Source organism: Bacillus sp. T17B1, assembly GCF_026796395.1.
GTDB lineage: Bacteria > Bacillota > Bacilli > Bacillales > Bacillaceae > Bacillus > Bacillus spizizenii_A.
The window spans coordinates 25,612-46,653 of the sequence record NZ_JALAYA010000018.1 but is presented as its reverse complement, the minus strand read 5'-3'; the positions used below and the strand labels follow the sequence as shown (position 1 = coordinate 46,653).

The 21,042-nt window shown below is 45.8% G+C and carries 19 protein-coding genes and 2 pseudogenes; 12 read left to right on the top strand and 9 right to left on the bottom strand.

All coding sequences use genetic code 11. The features are described 5' to 3' along the window. Positions 1-14: 14 nt before the first annotated feature. Positions 15-107: pseudogene (locus MOF34_RS09570) on the bottom strand (hypothetical protein); the annotation flags it as partial. 198 nt (positions 108-305) lie between these two features. Between MOF34_RS09570 and MOF34_RS09565 the strand changes: the two are divergent. Both MOF34_RS09565 and MOF34_RS09560 read left to right on the top strand, forming a co-directional pair. Beyond that, a pseudogene (locus MOF34_RS09565) lies at positions 306-386 on the top strand (trehalose operon repressor); the annotation flags it as partial. A 140-nt stretch (positions 387-526) separates the two neighbouring features. Then, positions 527-1,192, top strand: coding sequence for an NAD(P)H-dependent oxidoreductase (locus MOF34_RS09560; protein WP_019713614.1), 666 nt, complete (start codon positions 527-529; stop codon positions 1,190-1,192). A 37-nt stretch (positions 1,193-1,229) separates the two neighbouring features. Here MOF34_RS09560 and MOF34_RS09555 read toward each other — a convergent pair whose 3' ends face one another. Then, entirely contained in the window at positions 1,230-5,609 is a 4,380-nt protein-coding gene (locus MOF34_RS09555) for a multifunctional 2',3'-cyclic-nucleotide 2'-phosphodiesterase/3'-nucleotidase/5'-nucleotidase (protein ID WP_268399991.1), read from the bottom strand. 243 nt (positions 5,610-5,852) lie between these two features. Here MOF34_RS09555 and yfkM point away from each other — a divergent pair, with 243 nt between their 5' ends. Continuing rightward, positions 5,853-6,371 carry a general stress protein 18 gene (yfkM, locus tag MOF34_RS09550; protein WP_268399990.1) on the top strand — a complete coding sequence of 173 codons (519 nt, stop codon included), beginning with the start codon at positions 5,853-5,855 and terminating at the stop codon, positions 6,369-6,371. Positions 6,372-6,408: 37 nt separating this feature from the next. On the opposite strand, the gene MOF34_RS09545 is transcribed toward yfkM, so the two are convergent. Together MOF34_RS09545 and MOF34_RS09540 are read right to left on the bottom strand one after the other, a co-directional pair. Further along, entirely contained in the window at positions 6,409-7,608 is a 1,200-nt protein-coding gene (locus MOF34_RS09545; RefSeq protein ID WP_268399989.1) for an MFS transporter, read from the bottom strand. A 186-nt stretch (positions 7,609-7,794) separates the two neighbouring features. Further along, positions 7,795-8,010: a DUF1128 domain-containing protein gene (locus tag MOF34_RS09540; RefSeq protein WP_268399988.1), complete on the bottom strand. Its 216-nt coding sequence runs from the start codon at positions 8,008-8,010 to the stop codon at positions 7,795-7,797. A gap of 203 nt (positions 8,011-8,213) precedes the next feature. Here MOF34_RS09540 and yfkJ point away from each other — a divergent pair, with 203 nt between their 5' ends. From yfkJ to MOF34_RS09525, 3 genes are read left to right on the top strand one after another with little or no spacing between them, the layout of a single operon-like run. Further along, the gene (yfkJ, locus tag MOF34_RS09535) at positions 8,214-8,684 is read left to right on the top strand and encodes a protein-tyrosine-phosphatase (RefSeq protein ID WP_268399986.1); all 471 of its coding nucleotides are present in this window, start codon (positions 8,214-8,216) and stop codon (positions 8,682-8,684) included. A 17-nt stretch (positions 8,685-8,701) separates the two neighbouring features. Beyond that, entirely contained in the window at positions 8,702-9,022 is a 321-nt protein-coding gene (locus MOF34_RS09530; protein ID WP_019713620.1) for a hypothetical protein, read from the top strand. A 23-nt stretch (positions 9,023-9,045) separates the two neighbouring features. Further along, positions 9,046-9,873 (top strand): YihY family inner membrane protein, encoded by an 828-nt coding sequence (locus MOF34_RS09525; protein ID WP_019713621.1) that lies wholly within the window; start codon positions 9,046-9,048, stop codon positions 9,871-9,873. A gap of 199 nt (positions 9,874-10,072) precedes the next feature. Here MOF34_RS09525 and MOF34_RS09520 read toward each other — a convergent pair whose 3' ends face one another. Then, positions 10,073-11,248, bottom strand: coding sequence for an MFS transporter (locus tag MOF34_RS09520; protein ID WP_019713623.1), 1,176 nt, complete (start codon positions 11,246-11,248; stop codon positions 10,073-10,075). A gap of 166 nt (positions 11,249-11,414) precedes the next feature. Between MOF34_RS09520 and cax the strand changes: the two genes are divergently transcribed. Both cax and MOF34_RS09510 read left to right on the top strand, forming a co-directional pair. Continuing rightward, positions 11,415-12,470, top strand: a complete 1,056-nt coding sequence (gene cax / locus MOF34_RS09515) for a calcium/proton exchanger (protein WP_019713624.1) — start codon at positions 11,415-11,417, stop codon at positions 12,468-12,470. A 70-nt stretch (positions 12,471-12,540) separates the two neighbouring features. Next, on the top strand, positions 12,541-13,335 hold the full coding sequence (locus MOF34_RS09510) for a YfkD famly protein (RefSeq protein ID WP_080010249.1): 795 nt from the start codon (positions 12,541-12,543) through the stop codon (positions 13,333-13,335). 37 nt (positions 13,336-13,372) lie between these two features. Here MOF34_RS09510 and mscC read toward each other — a convergent pair whose 3' ends face one another. Beyond that, entirely contained in the window at positions 13,373-14,215 is an 843-nt protein-coding gene (mscC, locus tag MOF34_RS09505) for a mechanosensitive ion channel protein MscC (RefSeq protein WP_080010250.1), read from the bottom strand. Next, complete coding sequence (yfkAB, locus tag MOF34_RS09500) at positions 14,216-15,337, bottom strand: radical SAM/CxCxxxxC motif protein YfkAB (protein WP_019713627.1); 1,122 nt, start codon at positions 15,335-15,337, stop codon at positions 14,216-14,218. Positions 15,338-15,482: 145 nt separating this feature from the next. Between yfkAB and MOF34_RS09495 the strand changes: the two genes are divergently transcribed. Both MOF34_RS09495 and pdaA read left to right on the top strand, forming a co-directional pair. Next, the gene (locus MOF34_RS09495; protein WP_003223132.1) at positions 15,483-15,668 is read left to right on the top strand and encodes an SE1561 family protein; all 186 of its coding nucleotides are present in this window, start codon (positions 15,483-15,485) and stop codon (positions 15,666-15,668) included. A gap of 100 nt (positions 15,669-15,768) precedes the next feature. Beyond that, the gene (pdaA, locus tag MOF34_RS09490) at positions 15,769-16,560 is read left to right on the top strand and encodes a delta-lactam-biosynthetic de-N-acetylase (protein WP_019713628.1); all 792 of its coding nucleotides are present in this window, start codon (positions 15,769-15,771) and stop codon (positions 16,558-16,560) included. Between the two features lie 37 nt (positions 16,561-16,597). Here the strand turns inward: pdaA and MOF34_RS09485 are convergent, their stop codons facing one another. After that, positions 16,598-17,458 carry an NAD(P)-dependent oxidoreductase gene (locus MOF34_RS09485; RefSeq protein WP_268399983.1) on the bottom strand — a complete coding sequence of 287 codons (861 nt, stop codon included), beginning with the start codon at positions 17,456-17,458 and terminating at the stop codon, positions 16,598-16,600. A 100-nt stretch (positions 17,459-17,558) separates the two neighbouring features. Continuing rightward, a complete protein-coding gene (gene corA, locus MOF34_RS09480) occupies positions 17,559-18,518 on the bottom strand; it encodes a magnesium/cobalt transporter CorA (RefSeq protein WP_268399982.1) in 960 nt (319 codons plus the stop codon). A gap of 116 nt (positions 18,519-18,634) precedes the next feature. Between corA and MOF34_RS09475 the strand changes: the two genes are divergently transcribed. Continuing rightward, positions 18,635-19,498 (top strand): DNA-3-methyladenine glycosylase family protein, encoded by an 864-nt coding sequence (locus MOF34_RS09475; protein WP_268400006.1) that lies wholly within the window; start codon positions 18,635-18,637, stop codon positions 19,496-19,498. A gap of 112 nt (positions 19,499-19,610) precedes the next feature. After that, entirely contained in the window at positions 19,611-21,011 is a 1,401-nt protein-coding gene (gene rlmD / locus MOF34_RS09470) for a 23S rRNA (uracil(1939)-C(5))-methyltransferase RlmD (protein WP_268399981.1), read from the top strand. Positions 21,012-21,042: the final 31 nt, after the last annotated feature.

Here is a 21,042-nt window from a genome sequence, read left to right as displayed (position 1 = left end):
TTTTGTTTTCGCGCCGAAAATTGAAGGAAATAAATCACAGCTAGCAATATAGCGCCCAGCAGTATCGCAAAAATGGTATGTTTCAGTGGGACGCTCCGGCTTGAGAAGCTTTGCCCTCTTTTGAGCAATATAGATCGCTACAAAGATAATAACACAGCCTATAACGGTCATCGGTGTTCTCCATTATCAAATACTGATTCAGATTCGACAAAGTATAACATTGTGACAGAGGGGTTTCGTTATACGATAAAACAATGGACTCATACGGACGGAGCTCATGTTCTGCAGCCCCTCCCTCACATCATACGAGTCTGTTTCAATATATGGAAAGCAGACACCGTCATGACAAATTCCGGTTTGTCGATTTTGCGCGGCGGAGAAAATGAGAAAGGCGCCTGCCTGCGGCAGCGCGCTATTTTTGTTTGGTATCAAAATTGATACTAACCAACAAAAATGTGCGTACTTTTACTTTTTATGATAATGGCTACAATAAAGATGAGAGTAACCATAAGGAGAGGTGTTCAACATGGCAGATGTAAAGAAACAAATTCTCGATGCATACCATTTCAGACATGCGACAAAGGAATTTGACCCAAATAAAAAAGTATCAGACAGTGATTTTGAATTTATTTTAGAGACAGGAAGACTGTCTCCGAGCTCCCTCGGCCTTGAGCCTTGGAAATTTGTCGTCGTCCAAAATCCGGAATTCCGCGAAAAACTTCGCGAATACACATGGGGCGCGCAAAAGCAGCTTCCAACAGCAAGCCATTTCGTTCTGATTCTTGCGCGTACAGCGAAGGATATTAAATACGATGCGGACTACATCAAACGTCATTTAAAAGAAGTAAAACAAATGCCTCAGGACGTATACGAAGGCTATCTCAGCAAAACAGAAGATTTCCAGAAAAACGATCTGCACTTGCTTGAAAGTGACAGAACATTGTTTGATTGGGCATCAAAACAAACCTATATTGCGCTTGGCAACATGATGACTGCGGCTGCGCAAATTGGCGTGGATTCCTGCCCTGTGGAAGGCTTCCAGTATGATCAGATTCACCGCATTCTTGAAGAAGAAGGCCTTCTGGAAAACGGAAGCTTCGACATTTCTGTGATGGTGGCATTCGGCTACCGTGTACGAGATCCTCGTCCGAAAACAAGATCTGCTGTTGAAGATGTTGTGAAGTGGGTCTAATAAAAGAAAGCTGCTCGATTATCGAGCAGCTCTTTTTTTATGCCTGATTCGCTTTATTCTGTTTTCTTCTCTGATGCAAGTACAATGCCGTTCCGAGCGCGCTGATCAGAAATCCGGCCAACAGGATCGAATACATGGACGTAGCTGTGTCTGGAAGCAGGCCGCCAGAAGGACTGTCCGTTCCTGATCCGTTTCCTCCAGAGCCGTTTGTCGGCTCAGTGCCGGGAGGTGTATCCTTTCCTCCGTTCCCATCAGTCGGCTGTTTTCCGCCTGGTTTGTCGGAGCCTCCGCCGTTGCTGCCGTCATCACCGCTGATCGGCTGGTCGGACGGGAATGCCGGCGGTTTGTTGTTCTCACCGGAATTTAAGATCGTGTACTCGCTGAAGTGGTTTGTATATCCTGTCACGATATCATCGTCAATTGATCCGTTTTCTGTCTTTGTGAAAGCTTTCTTTTTCCGATCGACGTGGTAAATGGCAGGGTTATGAGCTTCTTCAATATTAAACATGCGAAGCGAAAGCTGAACGGGTTCCTTGAATGATTTTATTTCTTTTCCTTGTTGCTTCACTGTAAAGTCATATACATCTGCCAGCGAAACATCCAATTCACCGGTAGACTTGATTCCAATGACAGTGTCTGCGGTTTTGAGGTTCGCCATTGGCAGCTTCATGCTGTACCAGTAGTTGAATACCGTCAATGAAGGATCTGACTTTCTTTCTTTCAACAGTTTGACCTGATCCTCTTTTACTTGAAGATTGATAGGCTTCTCTTGAGAACCTTCAGCTGTTTCATAATAGACATACGGCGTGTTGGCATTTTTAGCATAAACCGCAAATTTGTCTTCGTCGAGTGTCCAGCTGCCGTCCTTCTGCTTTGTCGGCAGGAATACTTCTTTAATGCGTCCTTCAATTTTAGGAGATACCTTGTCTCCTAGTTTTTTCAGCTGTTCCGTGAAAATCTCATAATCTACGTAACCAAGGTCTTCACCATGGGATGCTTCTGTAAAGACAGAGTATCCGTCTCCTCCGGCGCCGACAAAATTATTTGTTGCGACGCGGTAGGTATCATCTGTATTCAGTTCAACTTTGTCTCCGTTAGGCGATTCAATTTTCACGTCTAAAACACGGTGTCCGGGTTCGTTATTTAATGTAAAGGTATATTCAATTCCAGCCACCTGAGGGAAGGCGCCGCCTCCATTTTCCACATTGCTTAAGCCTTGTTCAAGGGCTTCTTTGATTTGTTTTCCGGTCAAATCGGCCACGTAAAGCGTGTTGCCGAACGGCATCACGTTCAGCACTTCGCCGAGAGTGATATCGCCCTTGTCAATGCCGGCTCTGATGCCGCCGCCATTTGTGATCGCAATGTCGGCTCCTGCTGATGCTTTCGCTTTTGCCAGCATGCCGTCCGCAATGAAGTTTCCGAGGTTCGTTTCCTTCGTTCGCACATGCTCACGCTGGCCGTCAAGCGCCACATCCGTGTAGCCGACTTTTTCATTTTTAACGTCCTCTAATTCATTTTTGAACCGATCAAGCTCTTTTTTTGCTTCTGCGTTTTCTTCTGTATGTTCATCAATTGGCAGCACGCTCAGATTTGATTTGTCTGTTTGTACAACGCCGTTTTCATCAAACACGACATCGACACGCCCTAAGAATTGGCCATATTCTTTTGCCTGCGCCACGATCGTCGGTTCTTCGTTGTCCACGACCTCCATTTTGTCAACGAGGGTGTGCGTATGTCCGCCGATAATCAAGTCAATGCCTTTTACTTTTTTCGCCAGCTCAAGATCGCGGTTATGTCCGAGATGGGTTAAAGCGATAATTTTGTTTACTTTTTCTTCTTCCTGAATCGTTTTGACAGTGTTTTGCGCTGTTTCAAACGCGTCGATAAATACAATGCTTTTGCCCGGGCTTGATGTGGTCGCCGTATCTTCCGTTGTCAGCCCGAATACGGCGACTTTCTCACCGTCAACATCTAACAGAATGTAAGGGTGGATGCCAGGATCTTTCTTTTCTCCTGCCGCAAAGGTTTGTGGCTTTTTGACAAATGATGTAAGATTAGGCTCGTTTGACACATCGACGTTTGCGCTGACGATCGGAAATACAGGTGCTTCAAAGTGATAGCAGTTGGCAGGATCAACGGTTGTGCTGTTTCCACTTAGAAAATCAGAAAGCACTTTCGGTCCTTTATCAAATTCATGGTTTCCGAAGGTCATGGCGTCATAGCCCATCATGTTCATCAATTTCAAATCAGCTAAACCGTTCCATTTTGTGAAATATAGGTCACCGGAAAACACATCTCCTGCATCAAGGAGAATGTTGTGGTCTGTTTCGCTTCGGACTTCGTTAATTTTCGTCATTCGTCTAGCTGCGTCATCGAGGTGAGCATGCGTATCATTGGTATGCATGACAGTCAGATCCCACAGTCCGTCTTTAGGAGGCTCAGGATTTGAATCATCGTTGAATTGCAGCTTGTACAAACCAGAGCCCTCATTCGTAGACTCGCCTACAAAAGCGACATCGTCTGCTTTATCGGCAAATGGCTTGGCCAAAAGTGAAGATTCAAACGTCAAATTCGTACCGGAAACAGGCGCGATTGACCAATTGTTGTCCGCTTTTGGATTAACTGTTTTTTGTTCAATAATGTAATCCATCAGCACCTGTCTGTTTTCAACCGCGGAGCCGTGGACAATCTTATCGCTCGTCAGGTGAGGGAAACCGCCGCCTCCGGATGCACGATAATTATTGGTGACAACGAGAAATTCCTGGTTCAGGCTGATTGGCTTGCCTTCATAGGAAAGATTGATGATCCGGGACGAGTCCGCGTTGATCACTTTTCCGTTCTCATCGTACTTCGCAGGTTTTGTCACATCGACCTGATATGTGACACCGTCAATCACGTCAAAATTATAGGAGCGGAAATCCTCATTCAGCAAGGCTTGATCGCCGCCTTTTGATGGGTCAATTTGATTGAATTGGCCTGCTGACATGTCCAGCCAGTCCTTGACCTCACTGCCTGTCAGCTTGACGATCTGAACAGTATTATCGTAAAGATATAAGTCACCGACGTTTTTAATGGCAAGATCTCCGGCCGGAATGTTCGTATAGTAATTGGCTCCGTTTCTGCCGCCTGCTTTAAACGGCGCTCCAGCGGACAAAATTGGGAGGTCCTTGTACTTGGTATCCTTCATTTCCTTTTCGGCGTACCATTTTTGCGCGTCAGTCACGATCTGAATGGAAGGGTCATCTTTGACCTGAGCAAAGAAGCTGTTAATATCTGCTTCTGTTTTGCCGACAGGTTTTCGGACATACTCCAATGTATTTTGGTGTGTTTGCTGAATGGTGTTTGTGACGGTTTCATTTTTGGATGTGACACTGCCGGCTATGGATTCAATCCTGCCTTTGGAATCTGCCACCTTCCATGAGCCGTCTGTCTTTTCGAGTTTGAGGTCAATCACGCCTAAGGATTTGCCCCAGCTGCTTGGCATGACGACAGGAATGCCGTTAATCGTTCCTTTTTCAGCATCGAATTGAGAAACACCCGCATACTCGGCGGAAGGGAAGAGCCCGTGCTGATGGCCCGAAATAATCGCGTCAATGCCTTTCGTTTTGGTGGCAAGATCAAACACGACGTTTTCTGCGCCTGGCGATTGTGCCTGCTTTTCAATACCGCTGTGGGCAAGTGCAATTATGATATCTGCGCCTTCCGCCTTCATTTTCGGGATCGTTTCATTGGCGGATTCTACAATATCTTGCACCTGAACCTGGCCCTCAAGATTCTTTTTGTCCCATGTCATGATTTGCGGCGGGACAAAACCTATGTAGCCAACCTTCACTTTCTGCTCTTTGCCGCTTTCGTCAGTGATGTTTTTTTCTTTAATGACATACGGCGTATAACGGTTGTTGCCGCTTGTTGTTTTGACGTTGGCATTTACAATCGGGAAATCGGCGCCCTTGATCGTTCCGTCGAGAAAGTCGAGCCCGTAATTGAATTCATGATTCCCCAATGTGCCGGCATCGTATTTCAGCGCATTCATGACGCTGATGATCGGGTGGGTTTTCGCGCCGGAGATAATGTCTTCTTTTTCATATTTGACCGCGTATTCGCCCAGCGGATTCCCTTGAATCAAGTCGCCGTTATCGACAAGCAGGGTGTTTGGGTTTTGTTCGCGGTGCTTTTGGATCAGCTGTGCCGTTCTTGCCAGCCCGAAATCCGTCGTTTCTTTATCGCTGTAGTAATCGTAATCCATCATGTTGGCATGAATATCAGTCGTGGCTAAAATACTCAGTTGTACCTTTGGTGCCGCGCTTTCTTCTGCATGAATGGGTGGTGTTGGGAGGATTAGGCTAAATATCATAATCAGGGGCAAAAGAATACGGAGAATGTTACCGACATGTGTTCGTCTTTTCTGTATTCTCACCAGTTCTCCACCTTTCAACGAAATTCGTGTTACAGCTCCTATTGTAAGAATAATTTGTAACTATTTGTAGGTGTTTCTTTATGATTATTGTAAAAGGGAGAAAAATGAGTATTATGTAGCGGCATCAAACGACAAATACTGGGTATTTATGCATATCGTTTGTCAGATTCGCGGAATGTTTATTTTAGTGTGGCTGGGGTAGAGTGTTTTATGTAGACATATTAAAGCGGGAGGTCATGAATCATGGCGAAAAAAATTGCAGTTGTTTTGACAGATTATTTTGAGGACAGCGAGTACACTGAACCTGCGAAAGCCTTTAAGGAGGCGGGACATGAACTGACTGTTATCGAAAATGAAAAAGGAAAAACAGTAAAAGGCAAGCAGGGGAACGCGGAAGTGACGGTTGATGCGTCCATTGACGACATAAACCCTTCTGATTTTGATGCGCTTTTGATTCCCGGAGGATTTTCACCAGACCAGCTTCGCGCTGACGACCGTTTCGTCCAATTTACAAAAGCGTTTATGACTGACAAAAAACCGGTATTTGCCATTTGCCACGGCCCGCAGCTTTTAATCAATGCGAAAGCGCTCGATGGCCGAAAAGCGACAGGCTATACGTCTATTCGTGTTGATATGGAAAACGCGGGTGCCGACGTTGTGGACAAGGAAGTGGTTGTTTGCCAAGGTCAATTGGTCACAAGCCGCACACCGGATGATATTCCGGCGTTTAATCGTGAATCGTTGGCATTGCTTGAGAAGTAAGAAAAACGGACGCCCAGGGGCGTCCGTTTTTTGTTGATTACAGCCTGGCATCTGCAGGAGCACTTGTCAGTTTCTTGTACCTGTAATACAAGAAGGCTGCTGCAGCTGTTCCGATAACCGCAATGCAAAAGTCGAACATAAAGATATGTGCGATGCCTCCCGCTTTTGCGATAAGCCCGGTGGCAATCGGCAGCACAATCGACGCGATGCTTGAAGCAGTTGCTACAATTCCGGTAACGGTTCCTTTTCGCTTCCAAAAAAACTCTGTCATTAATGTAATGGTAATTTGAAACACACCTGCGGTAGAAAAGCCTAAGAAAAAGGCGGTGATGTCCAGCACAACCGGGACATGAACCGTCAGCATGACAGCGAGCGTACATAAAGTCATAACAGGATATAAGAGTGTAATCATGACGGGCTTGACCCATCTGTTCAGCAAAACGGCTAATAATAATACAGATGTCAGAGATCCTATGCTGTAATAACTCAGCAATTGCACGGATGCTGATTCAGCTAAACCGGCAGCCTTTTGCGCATAGCTCGGAAGCCAGATTTGAGAAACTGTAAATAAAGCCGTGGATGTAAAACCGATAATGATCAGTGCGGTACCTTCTTTCTGAAAAACAGGTTCAGACAAGAAAGCTGGAGATTCCTGTTGGCTGCTGTTAGTTGGTCTCTGTTTCTTAGGAAACGAAAGCGTTGATAGATAAACGATATTCAGCGCATAGACTGCTGCCGGCAGATAAAAGGCAAATCCGTAAAACAGGCTGTGGTTTGACAAAAATGTGATCAAAAGCGGCAATAGAGCGGCTCCAACAGACATAAAGGCTTTGACCAGGACATTCGCCGATCCGGAAGCAGCCGGGAAGAGCTCGGTTAAGGCCGGATATGTACCAGCGTCCATCGCTGAATTTGCGGCACCGGCTAATAAGGCGAACACAAACGCCAGTTCATAGCTCGGTGACAAAGGAATACCGACTAAAAAGACGGCCATAATTCCTGCAGAAGCGACAACAAGCGGCTTTCTGCCAATTTTATCTGATAAAACACCGGAAATTCCGTATGTCAGAAGTTTGCCGAAGCCGATAGCAGCAATGACATAACTGATGCCAGTCGGATCGGTATTCCACTGTTTCGTTAAAGAGGACATATTGGATGCCAGAATGATGTTGACCATCCCCAGAAAGAAGTAGTTGATATACATTCCGGATGCTGTTTTGATAGGTGTCGTTTTCATGCTTGTGTACTCCTTCAAATCTTATTCAAATATTGTCATCAACGGCATTTCTTTACCGGTCAAATAACGGAAAGCGAGGGCATCCTGCCACAGTATGCAAAAATAAAATTCATGACGTCTGTTTTAAGGAAAACTGGTTTTGTGGCAATGATAAAAAAGACTCGCCGAGTTTCCGGCCAGTCTCATTTATTTACGAAGTGAGGCTAGTTCTTGAGCAATCGCCTGCATTTCACTAGGGCTGAATGATTGTTTTTTCATCACCATGCTGTGAAGGTATGTGAGGTCTTCAATCTTTCCATCACTGAAATCCTCCGCCTTAATCACGCCGACATTCAGCATGTTCAGTTTTTGGGAAATCTCTTCAATCATTTGAGTTAACGTTTCTGTATTTGGGCTGGACAAATGGTTCCATCCTTTCTTTGCACGATATTCGGTATGTTTTATTCTAACAGAATTCGATCAGAAAAAAACCCTATTCTTAGAGCTCGCTGTTGATTTCAAAAAAGTGGAGACATCAGTTGAAAAGGAAATGTACATCCTACTAAGATATTGATGAAGGTTTCTTTTTAGAGAAATATGGGCAAAGAATAGGGAGGTTACACAGCATGATAAGCGTGTTATTTGTTTGTTTAGGAAACATATGCCGGTCTCCGATGGCGGAAGCGATTTTTCGCGACTTGGCAGCCAAAAAAGGATTAGAGGGGAAAATCAAGACGGACTCAGCCGGTATCGGCGGCTGGCACATCGGCAATCCGCCACATGAAGGAACGCGGGAGATCTTGCAGAGAGAAGGTATCAGCTTTGAGGGCATGCTGGCCCGTCAAGTCCGCGAACAGGATCTGGCCGACTTTGATTACATCATTGCGATGGATGCAGAAAATATCGGGAGCCTCAGAAGCATGGCGGGCTTCAAGAACACATCGCATATCAAAAGGCTGTTGGACTATGTTGAAGATTCAGATTTGGCTGACGTTCCCGATCCTTACTACACAGGGAATTTTGAAGAGGTCTGCCAATTAATTAAATCGGGCTGTGAGCATTTGCTTGCATCCATTCAAAAAGAAAAACAATTGTGAGTGAAAGGAGAATTTGTATGAACAACGAACGTTTGATGTTGAAAGGGATATTTCTCGGAGCTGCGGCAGGTGCGGCGTTATCACTGCTCCATAAGCCGACAAGACAGGCATGCGGCATGAGATGGCTGACATGCAAGCATAAACTTTCATTGTACAAAAGCAATCCAGAGCTGTTGAAAAACACCGTCATCACAAAAGTGGATGAGGCCAAGAAACTGGCCCAAACGCTTTCAGATGAAGTCGGCTTTGTGAATCAGCAGGTGAAAGAGCTGAAGAAAACAACTCCGCAAGTGATGGAGCTCGTACAAGAAACGAAAGAGCATTTTTCAAAGCAATGATCAAACATGCGAGGTGAGACGACATGAATTTTTTGAAAGAGCTTTTCAGCAGATACACCCTTCATGAAGGGCAAAGCAAATCAGCGGAGCTGGCGTATTTCTTTCTTTTGTCATTGTTTCCGTTTTTGATTTTTATGCTGAACCTCACCGCGTATCTGCCTATTTCTACTAATGATGTTCTGGGAGTTGTAAGACAATATGCTCCCGACAGTGCGATGTCTCTCGTTGAATCCATTACACATCAAACCTTAAATAATCGAAATGGCGGTTTGCTGTCATTCGGGATTATCGCGGCTTTATGGTCTGCGTCTAATGGAATGAACGCCATCGTCCGATCATTAAACCACGCGTATGAAGTGGAGGAAAACCGCTCTTTCATCATTGTTCGTCTAACCTCAATTTTTCTGACGATCGCCATGGTATTTACGATTTTAGTGGCCTTGCTACTGCCGGTATTCGGCCGGGAGCTTGGAATGCTCGCGTCAGATTTTGTCGGCGCATCGGATCTATTTTTATCTATATGGGCCGCAATTCGCTGGGGTGTCAGCCCGCTTGTGCTGCTAATCGTTTTTTCCGCCCTGTATGTGATTGCGCCGAACAAAAAACTGTCCCTTCGGTTTGTCATGCCGGGTGCGGTGTTTGCGACCATCGGCTGGATCGTTGTCAGCACCTTATTTTCATTTTACGTCAGCACGTTTGCCAACTATAGCGCCACATATGGAAGCATCGGGGGAATCATTGTCCTGATGATTTGGTTTTACCTGAGCGGCATTTTAATTATTCTAGGGGGAGAAATCAACGCTCTTTTACATAAACGTAAAAAGCTTCCTGATGAAAATCCCTATCATTAGCGCACCCTATAAGGGAACTTCGGTTCAAAAAGAAGTCGGGGGGCTATCGTGATGAGCAAGCATACAAAAAAAGGCGGAAGCCATAACAAACAAAATTCGAAAAGCAAATCGAGCCATAAAACAAGCGGAAGCGCCAACGGACAAAACGGCTATCATTAGCACAACAGCCTCCTGACATCATGTCAGGAGGCTGTTTGGATTAAGAAGATGAAGAATAGGTTTCGGCTGGTGACCAGCTTTTTGGTTTGCCCAGCATAAGGGCCAGCCACACACCACTTAGCGTGAGGGTAATGAAATAAAACAAGTTTGCGCTATCAAATGTCTGCATATACCAGCCGCCGGCAATTGGACCGAGGATGCTGCCGAGACTGAATGTAATGCCGCAAAGCAGGTTCCCCGCAGGCAGCAGGTGGGGCGGAAGCAGGTCTGTCATATAGCTGATGCCAAGGGTAAAGGTTGATCCGACTGCCATTCCCGCAATAAAAAAACAGCAGCCGATTACGTAAGGCAAAGGAAACACGCCGGCGATGAGAAAGCAGAGCGCCCCTGTCAGCAAAATCACAAGCAGCACATTCCGCCGCCCGTATTTATCACTGAGGATGCCGAGCGGAAACTGAAAGATAATGCTTCCAATCGCAAATGCGGGAAGGATCAGTGCCACTGCGTCTACAGATATCCCCAAACGGAGCGCATACACCGGAAAGCTTCCGTTTAGCGCCGTCTCCAGAAAGCCATAGCCAAATGTAGGCATAAAAGCAACCCATCCAAACACCATGGCTTGATAAAACCGCCTGAAACTATTGTCTGATTTGGTTTCTTGAGGACTGGTTTCCGGGTATGCATTTTGTAGAAAGAAAACAAAAAGCCACGCAAACAGACTGAAGCAGCCGGACACGATAAAAGGCAGCGCCGGGCTCAGCTTGACAAGCGGAACCATGAACGGGCCCGCGGCAAAGCCAAGGCCGAAGGAAAGCCCATAAATTGACAGGTTTCTTCCGCGATTTTGTTTCGATGACATGGAAGTCACCCACGTTTGCGTAGAAAAGTGTAGCATGTGGTCGCCGATTCCGATAAACAGGCGAAGCAGGAACCAGATCCAAACCGAATGAAGCCAAATAAATCCGAACAAGCTTAAAATGACAATGCTTCCGCCAATGACGATTAGCGGCTTGAATCCGAGCTTTCTGAGCGGCGCTTCCATAAACGGCGAAGCCAAAAGCACGCCGATATACAATCCGGTCGCGTGCAGGCCATTGATGGCGGCCGATTCCCCATTTGTTTCAAAAATAATTGAGATGACAGGCAGCAGCATGCCTTGTGAAAACCCGGAAATGGAAACGAGCAAAACAAGGATAAAGAAATGAAATCGTGACATCGTATTTTTCTCCTTATGTGGAAGCTAAGTTGATCGTACAATGATTTCCAAAAGCGGGCAACATAAAAAAAGCCTATATCACAAGTAATCATTTGAACTCGTGTAATCATGATGATTTTTGTGAAGAATAAAAATAAAACAAGTCATATAAAAGGAGCATTTCACCATGAGTCGTATCTTTTTTATTTTAGTAGCGGCGGGAATTCCGCTTTCTGTAATCGGCAGTTTCATGCATTGGCCTTCTGCCATTCTCTTTGCAGTATATTGCGTAACGATTATCGCACTGGCAAGCTACATGGGTAGAGCGACAGAATCGCTGGCCATTATTGCAGGACCGCGGATCGGCGGTTTGTTGAATGCCACCTTCGGAAATGCGGTTGAGCTGATCATTTCTATTTTTGCATTAAAGGAAGGGTTAACTGGAATCGTGCTTGCTTCTTTAACCGGTTCAGTGCTGGGGAACCTGCTGCTGGTGGCAGGCTTATCGTTTTTTGTCGGTGGTTTAAAATATAAACGGCAGGAGTTTAATATCCATGATGCACGCCATAATTCCGGGCTTTTGATTTTTGCCATCATTGTCGCTTTCGTGATTCCGGAGGTATTCTCAGTTGGTATGGGTGACGTGAGCAAGCTTAATTTAAGCATCGGCATCAGCGTTATTTTAATTCTGTTGTATGTGGCTGCTCTGTACTTTAAACTCGTTACACACCGCGGTGTTTATCAGCCGAACAATGCTACCCAGCATGTGGAAGAAGAGGAGCCGGAATGGTCAGGCAAGGTTGCTACGATTGTTTTGTTTGCGGCAACGATTGCCGTGGCATACATTTCCGAAAACCTAGTGCACACATTCCATTCGGTGGCTGAACAGTTCGGCTGGAGCGAGCTGTTTATCGGGGTTATCATCGTCGCGATTGTCGGTAATGCCGCGGAGCATGCGTCAGCCATCATTATGGCCTATAAAAATAAAATGGATATTGCAGTTGAAATCGCAGTCGGCTCGACGCTGCAGATTGCTATGTTTGTCGCACCGGTTCTTGTGATCTGTTCTATCTTTTTCCCGGTAAGCATGCCGCTAGTCTTTACACTGCCGGAGCTCGTTGCGATGGTATCCTCGGTTCTCTTGATGATCGCCATTTCAAATGACGGGGATTCCAACTGGTTTGAAGGGGCGACATTGCTTGCCGCATATGTCATTATGGCGATCGGCTTTTTCCTTCTATAATCTAAAAAAATGATGGATAACAACAAACCGGGATGAAAAGACTAAGGGAAAATGCCATAGAAAGAGTGATATGATGAAAAAGCTATTTCATTCCACACTTATTGTGCTGTTATTCTTTAGTTTTTTCGGTGTTCAGCCCATCCACGCGAAAAAGCAGTTTAAGGTTCCTAATTCTGTCGCTAGCATTTCAAAGGAAAACACATACCCGAATGCTTCTCAGGATCAGCCGATGCTTCAGCCGAGCAAGCTGGCAAAGGAATTGCTTGATCATTCTGAGGTGAAGATTGAAAACCCGCACCTTATCAAAATGCTGAATGAGTCCAACATATCCGGTACACCGCTCGCAGTCGGCTACCGGGCGACGATATTTCTCGGGAAATGGGCGCTTGGCTATGACTCAAATGAAACAGTCGCGAACTGGGAATATAAAAAAATCAACACAAACCGTGCAGATAACCGTGGCGGAAAAGAAACGGCTGAAATGCATTATGCCCAGGAACAGCAATACAAAGTGAAGGGCGGACTGACAGCTAAGGTTCCAAATGCTGAAGATGTCAAAAGCATGATGATGCTGAAGGCGATGAAGAAAACGAACCTTCCGCTTGCATTTGATACGGTTGTCGGAGCGGGTACAAAGCGGGATCAAATTTATAAAGTCGCTCCTAAAAAACTCGGTTATCTTCATGCATATGCACCGGCTGTGAATGAAAAAGGAAAAGTGACTTACGGAGAAGTATACTTAGTCCTGAAAGGGAATAAACGAAAACTTGTCGTAAAAAATGTCACCTCACAGGGAATCGGCGCTTGGATTCCGGTTCAAGACCACGTCACGTTTAGCTTTCAGCTTTCCTCGCAGCCAAGATAAACAAAAAACTGATTCCAACTTGGAATCAGTTTTTTATTTATTGCGTTCTCTCAATTCTGACCGCTTCCTCAAGCATTTGCACATTGTTTTGGTACAGCTGGCGAACGAGAACCCGTCTTACTGCAAGGCTGGCGCTGAAATAATCATCATCTTTCACCATGCCTTTTACCGTGAATTCGACGCCGCGATTGATTTTATTCAACGCGGTGATCCCGTGGATTTGAAACGGTTCTGTTGGATTACCGAATTCATCTCGCTTCAATGAATCCTGAAGCTCTTCATTCAGCATGTCACATGCTTCTTCCAATACGTTGTACACGCGGTCCGGATCTTCTTTAAAGCTGATGAGAAAGGATTCGGTAATCCTCATAAAATCGATATTATAGTTCTCTATCTGTCTGACCTCACCGTTGCTGATGGTGAGCAGCTTCCCGCTCCATTCCCGGATTTGCAGCGAGCGAAGGCCGATTTCCTCCACAGTCCCGTTAAACAAATTGTTGACGGTGACATAATCGCCTTTGTGCAGCTGTCGTTCATAAATTAAGAACACACCCGCCAGCACGTCCTTGATCAGCGATTGGGCGCCAAAACCGATGACGATACCAGCTACTCCAGCCCCAGCTAATATTTTGCCAAAATCATGCACAAATAAAGATATCACGTAAAAGATAAAACCAATCGTCGCTGTGTACTGGGTGACAGAACGGATAAGGCTTTCGATTGTTTTTTCTTTTCTTTCTTCAATAAAGTCCGTCCGTTTAAAGAATAGCTGGACTAGCCGGTTAATGATAAAAACGCCGATCCAAAGGATAACAGCAACGAGGAGAATATCGACGATTTTATTCTGAAAAATCTCCGTGAGTGTTTCTTCCATTCGCATCTAACTCCTGGCTTGACGTTTTGTAAAATCCACATCTTGATAATAACTATTTTTGACGAGAACATTCGGCCCGAGGCATCGAACATTCGGGCAGTGGCAATTCAGCTCTTTCGCAAGCTTCGTCTCTCTCCATTTTTCATAGGCGGAAGGGAGGCTGTCCGTCTGAATATTGCCGAGCGGCGGTGTGTCGCCGAAATCAGTCACGATGATGTTCCCGTCGAAAATGTTCACATTCAGCCGGGAACGGCCGTCAGGGTCGTTTCGCACAGTAACGTTTTTCGCCGCGCGAAGCCGGCGAAGCAGCTTTTGATCTTCTTCGTCCGCACTGCAGGCATAAAACGGCAGTGTCCCGAACAGCATCCACGTGTTTTCATCACGAATGTCCAACAAGCGGTGAATGGCCTGTCTCATTTCTTTCAGGCTGAGAGATTCAAGAGCGCTTGCGAAATCGCTCGGATACATCGGATGGACTTCGTGACGCTGACATTTCATATCTTCTGTGATTTGGCGGTGAATATGCTCAATATGCGGAAGTGTGCGTTTATTGAGCATCGTTTCCGCAGATACCATCACCCCGGCATCCACGAGTGTGCGGCTGTTTTCGATCATTTTATCAAAATAACGCGCGCGCTGTTCGAATGTCGGTTTTCTGTCCATCATCGCAAAGCCGATCTCCGCAAAATCCTCAACTGTACCCCAGTTATGAGAAATATGCAGGACATCAAGATACGGAATAATCCATTCGTATCGATCAATATCAAGGGTCAGGTTGGAATTGATTTGCGTCCGCACACCCCGTTCGTGGGCATATTTCAATAACGGAACGACATATTCTTTTACTGATTTTAACGAAAGCATCGGCTCTCCGCCTGTAATACTGATGGATCTCAGGCGCGGGATTTCCTCCAACCGTTTTAATAGAAGATCTATTGGCAGAGCATTCGGGTCTTTAGGCTGCAATGTATAGCCTACAGCACAATGCTCGCATCTCATATTGCACAGTGTCGTCGTTGTGAATTCAACGTTTGTCAGCTGCATGTCTCCATACTGGTCAACATCCATATAGGCTTCCCAAGGATCAAACTCAGGTGTAATTGGACGCAGCTTCGTGTTTTGTGTCATGACTATCTAACTCCTTTATAAATGGGGCATACTAACGCTGCCACCAGTTAATTTTAGACCTGATTTGTCAAGATCGCAAGTAGCGCAGTGATTGAAAAACAGCAAAAAATGAGCTACCATAGTAAAAAATGAATGGAGGAACAGAATGGGGAACGCCGTAAACAATAAGGATCAGCAGATTGATTATTTAAAGAACAGACTTGACATGTTTATGAACGTCATCGATTCATTAGACCCTGAAGCAACCGACGTTGAAGATATAGATAGGCTCATCAGCATGCTTGATGACCTTGAAGCCAAATATGAACGCTTTAAAAAAGACTGGGAATAAAACCGCGCACACGCCGCGGTTTTTTGTTTGGCATAAAGCGTCAGTATAAAACGAAGCGCCTTTCTGTAAAATAAGAAAAAATGCAGAAGGAGCGCTGGCCATGAAATGGATGTGTTCAATATGCTGTGCAGCCGTCTTGCTTGCCGGGGGCGCAGCACAGGCGGGAGCGGTGGCGAATGAGCCGATCAATTGGGGCTTTAAACGAAGTGTCAACCATCAGCCGCCCGATGCCGGGAAGCAGCTGAACCGGTTAATTGAAAAATATGATGCGTTTTATTTAGGTCATACAAAGGAAAAGACGATTTACTTGACGTTTGATAACGGCTATGAAAATGGCTATACGCCAAAAGTGCTTGATGTCTTAAAAAAACATCGCGTAACCGGAACATTTTTTGTCACAGGTCATTTCGTAAAGGATCAGCCCGAGCTGATTAAACGAATGTCAGATGAAGGCCATATTATCGGCAATCATTCCTTTCACCATCCGGACCTAACCACAAAAACGGCTGACCAAATTCAGGACGAACTTGATTCAGTCAACGAAGAGGTCTATAAAATTACAGGAGAGCAGGACAACCTGTATCTGCGTCCGCCCCGCGGCGTATTCAGTGAATACGTGCTGAAAGAAACGAAACGCTTAGGCTATCAAACCGTTTTCTGGTCGGTTGCTTTTGTTGATTGGAAAATCAACAACCAAAAAGGGAAGAAATATGCCTATGATCATATGATCAAACAGGCGCATCCAGGAGCCATTTACCTGCTTCACACCGTATCAAGGGACAATGCCGAAGCATTGGATGATGCAATCACAGATCTGAAAAAACAAGGCTACACATTTAAAAGCCTTGATGATTTAATGTTTGAGAAAGAAATGAAGCTTCCGTCTTTGTAACGGGAAGAGCCTCTCCTTAAACGGAGAGGCTCTCAATTTATTTTATACATTTGATTAGCGCAGCCCAATCCAAGTCTCCGAAGCCTTGTTCAATTCCGCTTTCAAAATGGCCCTTGGCCAGCTCGGCAAGAGGGAGGTGTGCAGAGACCTGTTCTGCGGCGGCGAGTGCCAGATTGGTATCCTTCAGCCCTAAAGACATTTTGAAACCGGCCGGCTCAAATTTCTGCTCGGCCATGATGGTACCGTAATTTTGGTAGACAGGAGAGCCAAAGAGTGCGCTGGCGATTTCTAAAAATTGTTTTTGTTCTAAGCCATACTTCTCCATCATTAAGAATGATTCAGATAACGCCTCCAGCATGGACACGAGCAAGAAATTGATGCTGATTTTGGCCGCATTTGCCGTCTTGCTGTCTTCGCCGACGTCAAATACCTGCTGGCTTAGGCTGTCGAGCAGTGGCTTGGCGGTTTGCTTCGCTTCCGCCGCTCCGGCTGTTATGATGCGGAGCGCGGCTTTAGCGGCGGCATCCGGTCTTCCGAGTACAGGAGCGGCGAGGAAGTATTGTTCTTTCTCCGCATGAGCAGCTGCGAGCTTTTCGGAGAACTCAACACTGATCGTGCTCATCGAAATGTGAATGCCGTTCTTGGCTAACCCTTCAATCAGCCCATCTTTTCCGAATGTCACGTCGCTGACAGAATCGTCATCTGAAAGCATCGTGATGACAATATCAGCTGATTCTGCGGCTTGTCGCGGCGTGTCAGCTGCCTGTGCGCCTTCTGTTACAAATGCTTGGGTCTTTTGTTTTGTCCGATTATAAACAGTCAATTCATAGCCTGCCTGAAGCACATTTCGGGCAATGGGCTGTCCCATATTGCCAAGTCCGATAACAGCAATTTTCAATCTGATCACTCCCTGAACATTTTTTCCATTATAAACAAAATGAACATCCTATGCATGGCAATCTGCTTGCCAATATAAAAAGAACAGCTTCGCGCTGTCCTCATTTAAAAATTTTGAACCATCCTTTATGTAAAAACCATATTAGCATCCCGATCACAAGCGCAGCCATCAGTCCTAGTACAGCAAAATATCCGTATTTCCAATGCAGCTCCGGCATGTTGTCGAAGTTCATGCCGTATACGCCGGCAATAAAGGTGAGCGGGATAAAAATTGTAGACACGATGGTCAATGTCATCATAATCGCGTTCATCCGGTTTGAATTCAGTGTCACGTAGCTGTCACGCAAATCGGACGTCATGTCACGGTTGGATTCCACAATTTCTGAAAGCTTTAATAAATGATCGTAAATATCGCTGAAGTATGCCTTTGTTTCCAGCTGCTCTTTCACATGGTCAAGGCTTAAAATCCGATAGAGTAAATCACGCATCGGAATAATGGTCCGTCTTAGATGCAAAAGGTCTGTCCTAAGATCAAACACCTCGTTCATCAGTGTTCCGTACGTTTTGTGGTGCCGGCTTTCTTCAATTTCGTTCAGCCGGTCTTCAATTTTGTACACGAGAGGAAAATATTCATCAACAAGCTGGTCCATGATCATGTAAGAGATATGCCCAGGCCCTTTTTTAAATATGTCCGGTGAAGCATACAATCGCTCTCGGACTTTGGCGATTCCGGGTGTCTCGTGTAAATGAAAGGTGACGACAAATCGTTCGCCTTGAAAAATATCGACTTCCTCCGTCTCAAGTGTTTCCTTATTCAGCGCATGAATCACGTAAAAGTGATACCCGTCATAATGGTCGAGCTTAGGCCGCTGCATATGCTGGAAGCAATCCTCAATGGCAAGCGGATGAAAATGAAAAAAATTTCTCAATAATGCCGTTTCCGTATCCTCCGGGCCGTATAAATCAACCCAGTACCACGTAATATCAGGCTGTTTCACTCGTTCGATCGGTATATTTTTCAGCAGCTGATGCTCTGTTGTAATTGCCGTAATGTTGATCATAAACAACCCTCCACCTGCCATTATATCATGCGGCCTTTATGAGAAAAGTATACGTTGTTCTGCCTATTTCCAGCGGCGTGTTATACTGGACACAAAACGGAAATAGGGTGGATGCCATGTGGAAAGAAAACGTATCTGTCACGCCTCCGTACCACTTTGACCGCGTGCTGGACAGACTGTCTTTAGACCCTCTTAATGCGGCAGATAAAGAAGCGCGGGAAATCCGCGTGCCGATCAGAAACCAAGCGGGAGACGTGTGCATTGTGAAGATAAAGGCGTTAGGACATGCGGATGAGCCTGAGTTTCTTGTCAGCGGAGAAACGGATCAGGACGGGATGATGAAGGAAATCAAGCGGATTTTTCAATGGGAACATGATCTGCAGCACGTTCTCGATCATTTTTCGAAAACGAGTCTGTCCGCTATTTTTGAAACGCATGCAGGCACGCCGCTTGTCCTGGACTACAGCGTGTACAACTGCATCATGAAATGCATCATCCACCAGCAGCTGAATCTTTCCTTCGCTTACACGCTAACAGAACGGTTTGTCCATGCATTTGGCGAACAGAAGGACGGCGTGTGGTGCTATCCAAAGCCGGAAACGATTGCGGAACTCGATTATCAGGACCTGCGCGATTTGCAATTCAGCATGAGAAAAGCGGAATACGCCATTGATACGTCAAGGATGATCGCAGAAGGCAAACTCGACTTGTCAGAGCTTCCGAATATGACGGATGAAGACATTATGAAGAAACTAATCAAAATCAGAGGCATCGGCCCATGGACCGTACAAAACGTCCTCATGTTCGGACTTGGTCGCCCTAATTTATTTCCGCTTGCCGATATCGGCCTCCAAAATGCAATTAAACGCCATTTTGAGCTGGACGATAAGCCGGCAAAGGATGTCATGCTGACGATGAGTAAGGAATGGGAGCCTTATTTAAGCTATGCATCTTTGTATTTGTGGAGGAGTATAGAATAATTCGTCTGACAATGAAGGAAATCATGCAAACGTGTTATACTAGAAAGATGTGAAAAAACATTTCACTTTCTGTCATCTGCAGAAAGCTTCATATAGAAACGGAGAGAACAACGTGAACCAACAAAAAAAACAGGCGCCCGTCGAACTGAAAGCCGGACAAACCTTTCCCTTGACGATTAAGCGTCTCGGCATTAACGGAGAAGGTGTCGGCTATTTTAAGAAAAAAGTCGTCTTTGTGCCAGGCGCGCTTCCCGGCGAAGAGGTTGTCGTGCAGGCGACAAAGGTTCAGCCTAAGTTTTCGGAGGGCCGCATTAAGAAGATCCGCAAGGCGTCAGAGCACCGCGTGACACCGCCTTGTCCTGTATACGAACAGTGCGGCGGCTGTCAGCTTCAGCACCTTGCTTACAGCCAGCAGCTTCGGGAAAAACGTGACATCGTCATACAGTCTCTTGAACGCCATACGAAGTTTAAAGTAGAAAACATGGACATCAAAGAAACGATCGGCATGGACAACCCGTGGAATTACCGCAACAAAAGCCAATTCCAGATCGGGCGTTCCCAAAGCGGCAGCATCATCGCGGGCTTATACGGGCTTGATTCTCATGACATCGTGCCAATTAAAGACTGTATCGTTCAGCATCCGGCCACTAACAAAACAACAGGCATCGTCCGCCGCATTTTAGAGGACTTCAATGTATCTGTTTATAATGAACGGAAACGAAAAGGCGACGTTCGCACCATTGTGACGCGAGTCGGCTTTGAAACAGGAGAGGTGCAGGTCGTGCTTGTGACAGCAAAAGAAACGCTACCGCACAAGGAAGAAATCGTCAAAGCGATCCAAAAGCGCCTGCCAGAGGTCAAATCCATTATCCAAAATGTAAATGGAGCGAAAACCTCAGTGATTTTCGGTGAGAAATCAAAACCACTCGCCGGACATACCGTGATCCAAGAGGTGCTTGGCGACGTATCATTTGAATTAAGCGCCCGCGCTTTCTTCCAGCTCAACCCGGAGCAAACCGTCAAGCTGTATGATGAAGTGAAAAAAGCGGCGCAGCTGACCGGGAAAGAAAAAGTCGTTGACGCGTATTGCGGCGTCGGCACCATCGGCATGTGGGTAGCGGACGGAGCGAAGGAAGTCCGCGGCATGGACGTCATTAAGGAATCAATTGATGACGCCAAGAAAAACGCCAAAAAACACGGCATGACAAACGCCACGTACGTGACAGGAACAGCCGAGCACTGGCTCCCTAAGTGGACGAAAGAAGGCTTCCGCCCAGACGTCGTCATCGTTGACCCGCCAAGAACCGGCTGTGACAGCACGTTCCTGGATACGATCAAAAAAGTCAAACCGAAACGTTTTGTCTACGTTTCCTGCAATCCATCCACACTTGCGAAGGATTTACAGGCGCTGTCGAAAGATTATCGCGTGGACTATATTCAGCCTGTGGATATGTTTCCGCAGACAGCTCATGTTGAAGCGGTGGCGAAGCTTGTATTGAAATCGTCTCATTAAAATAAACAATTCCTAATCAGACCTGGACCTC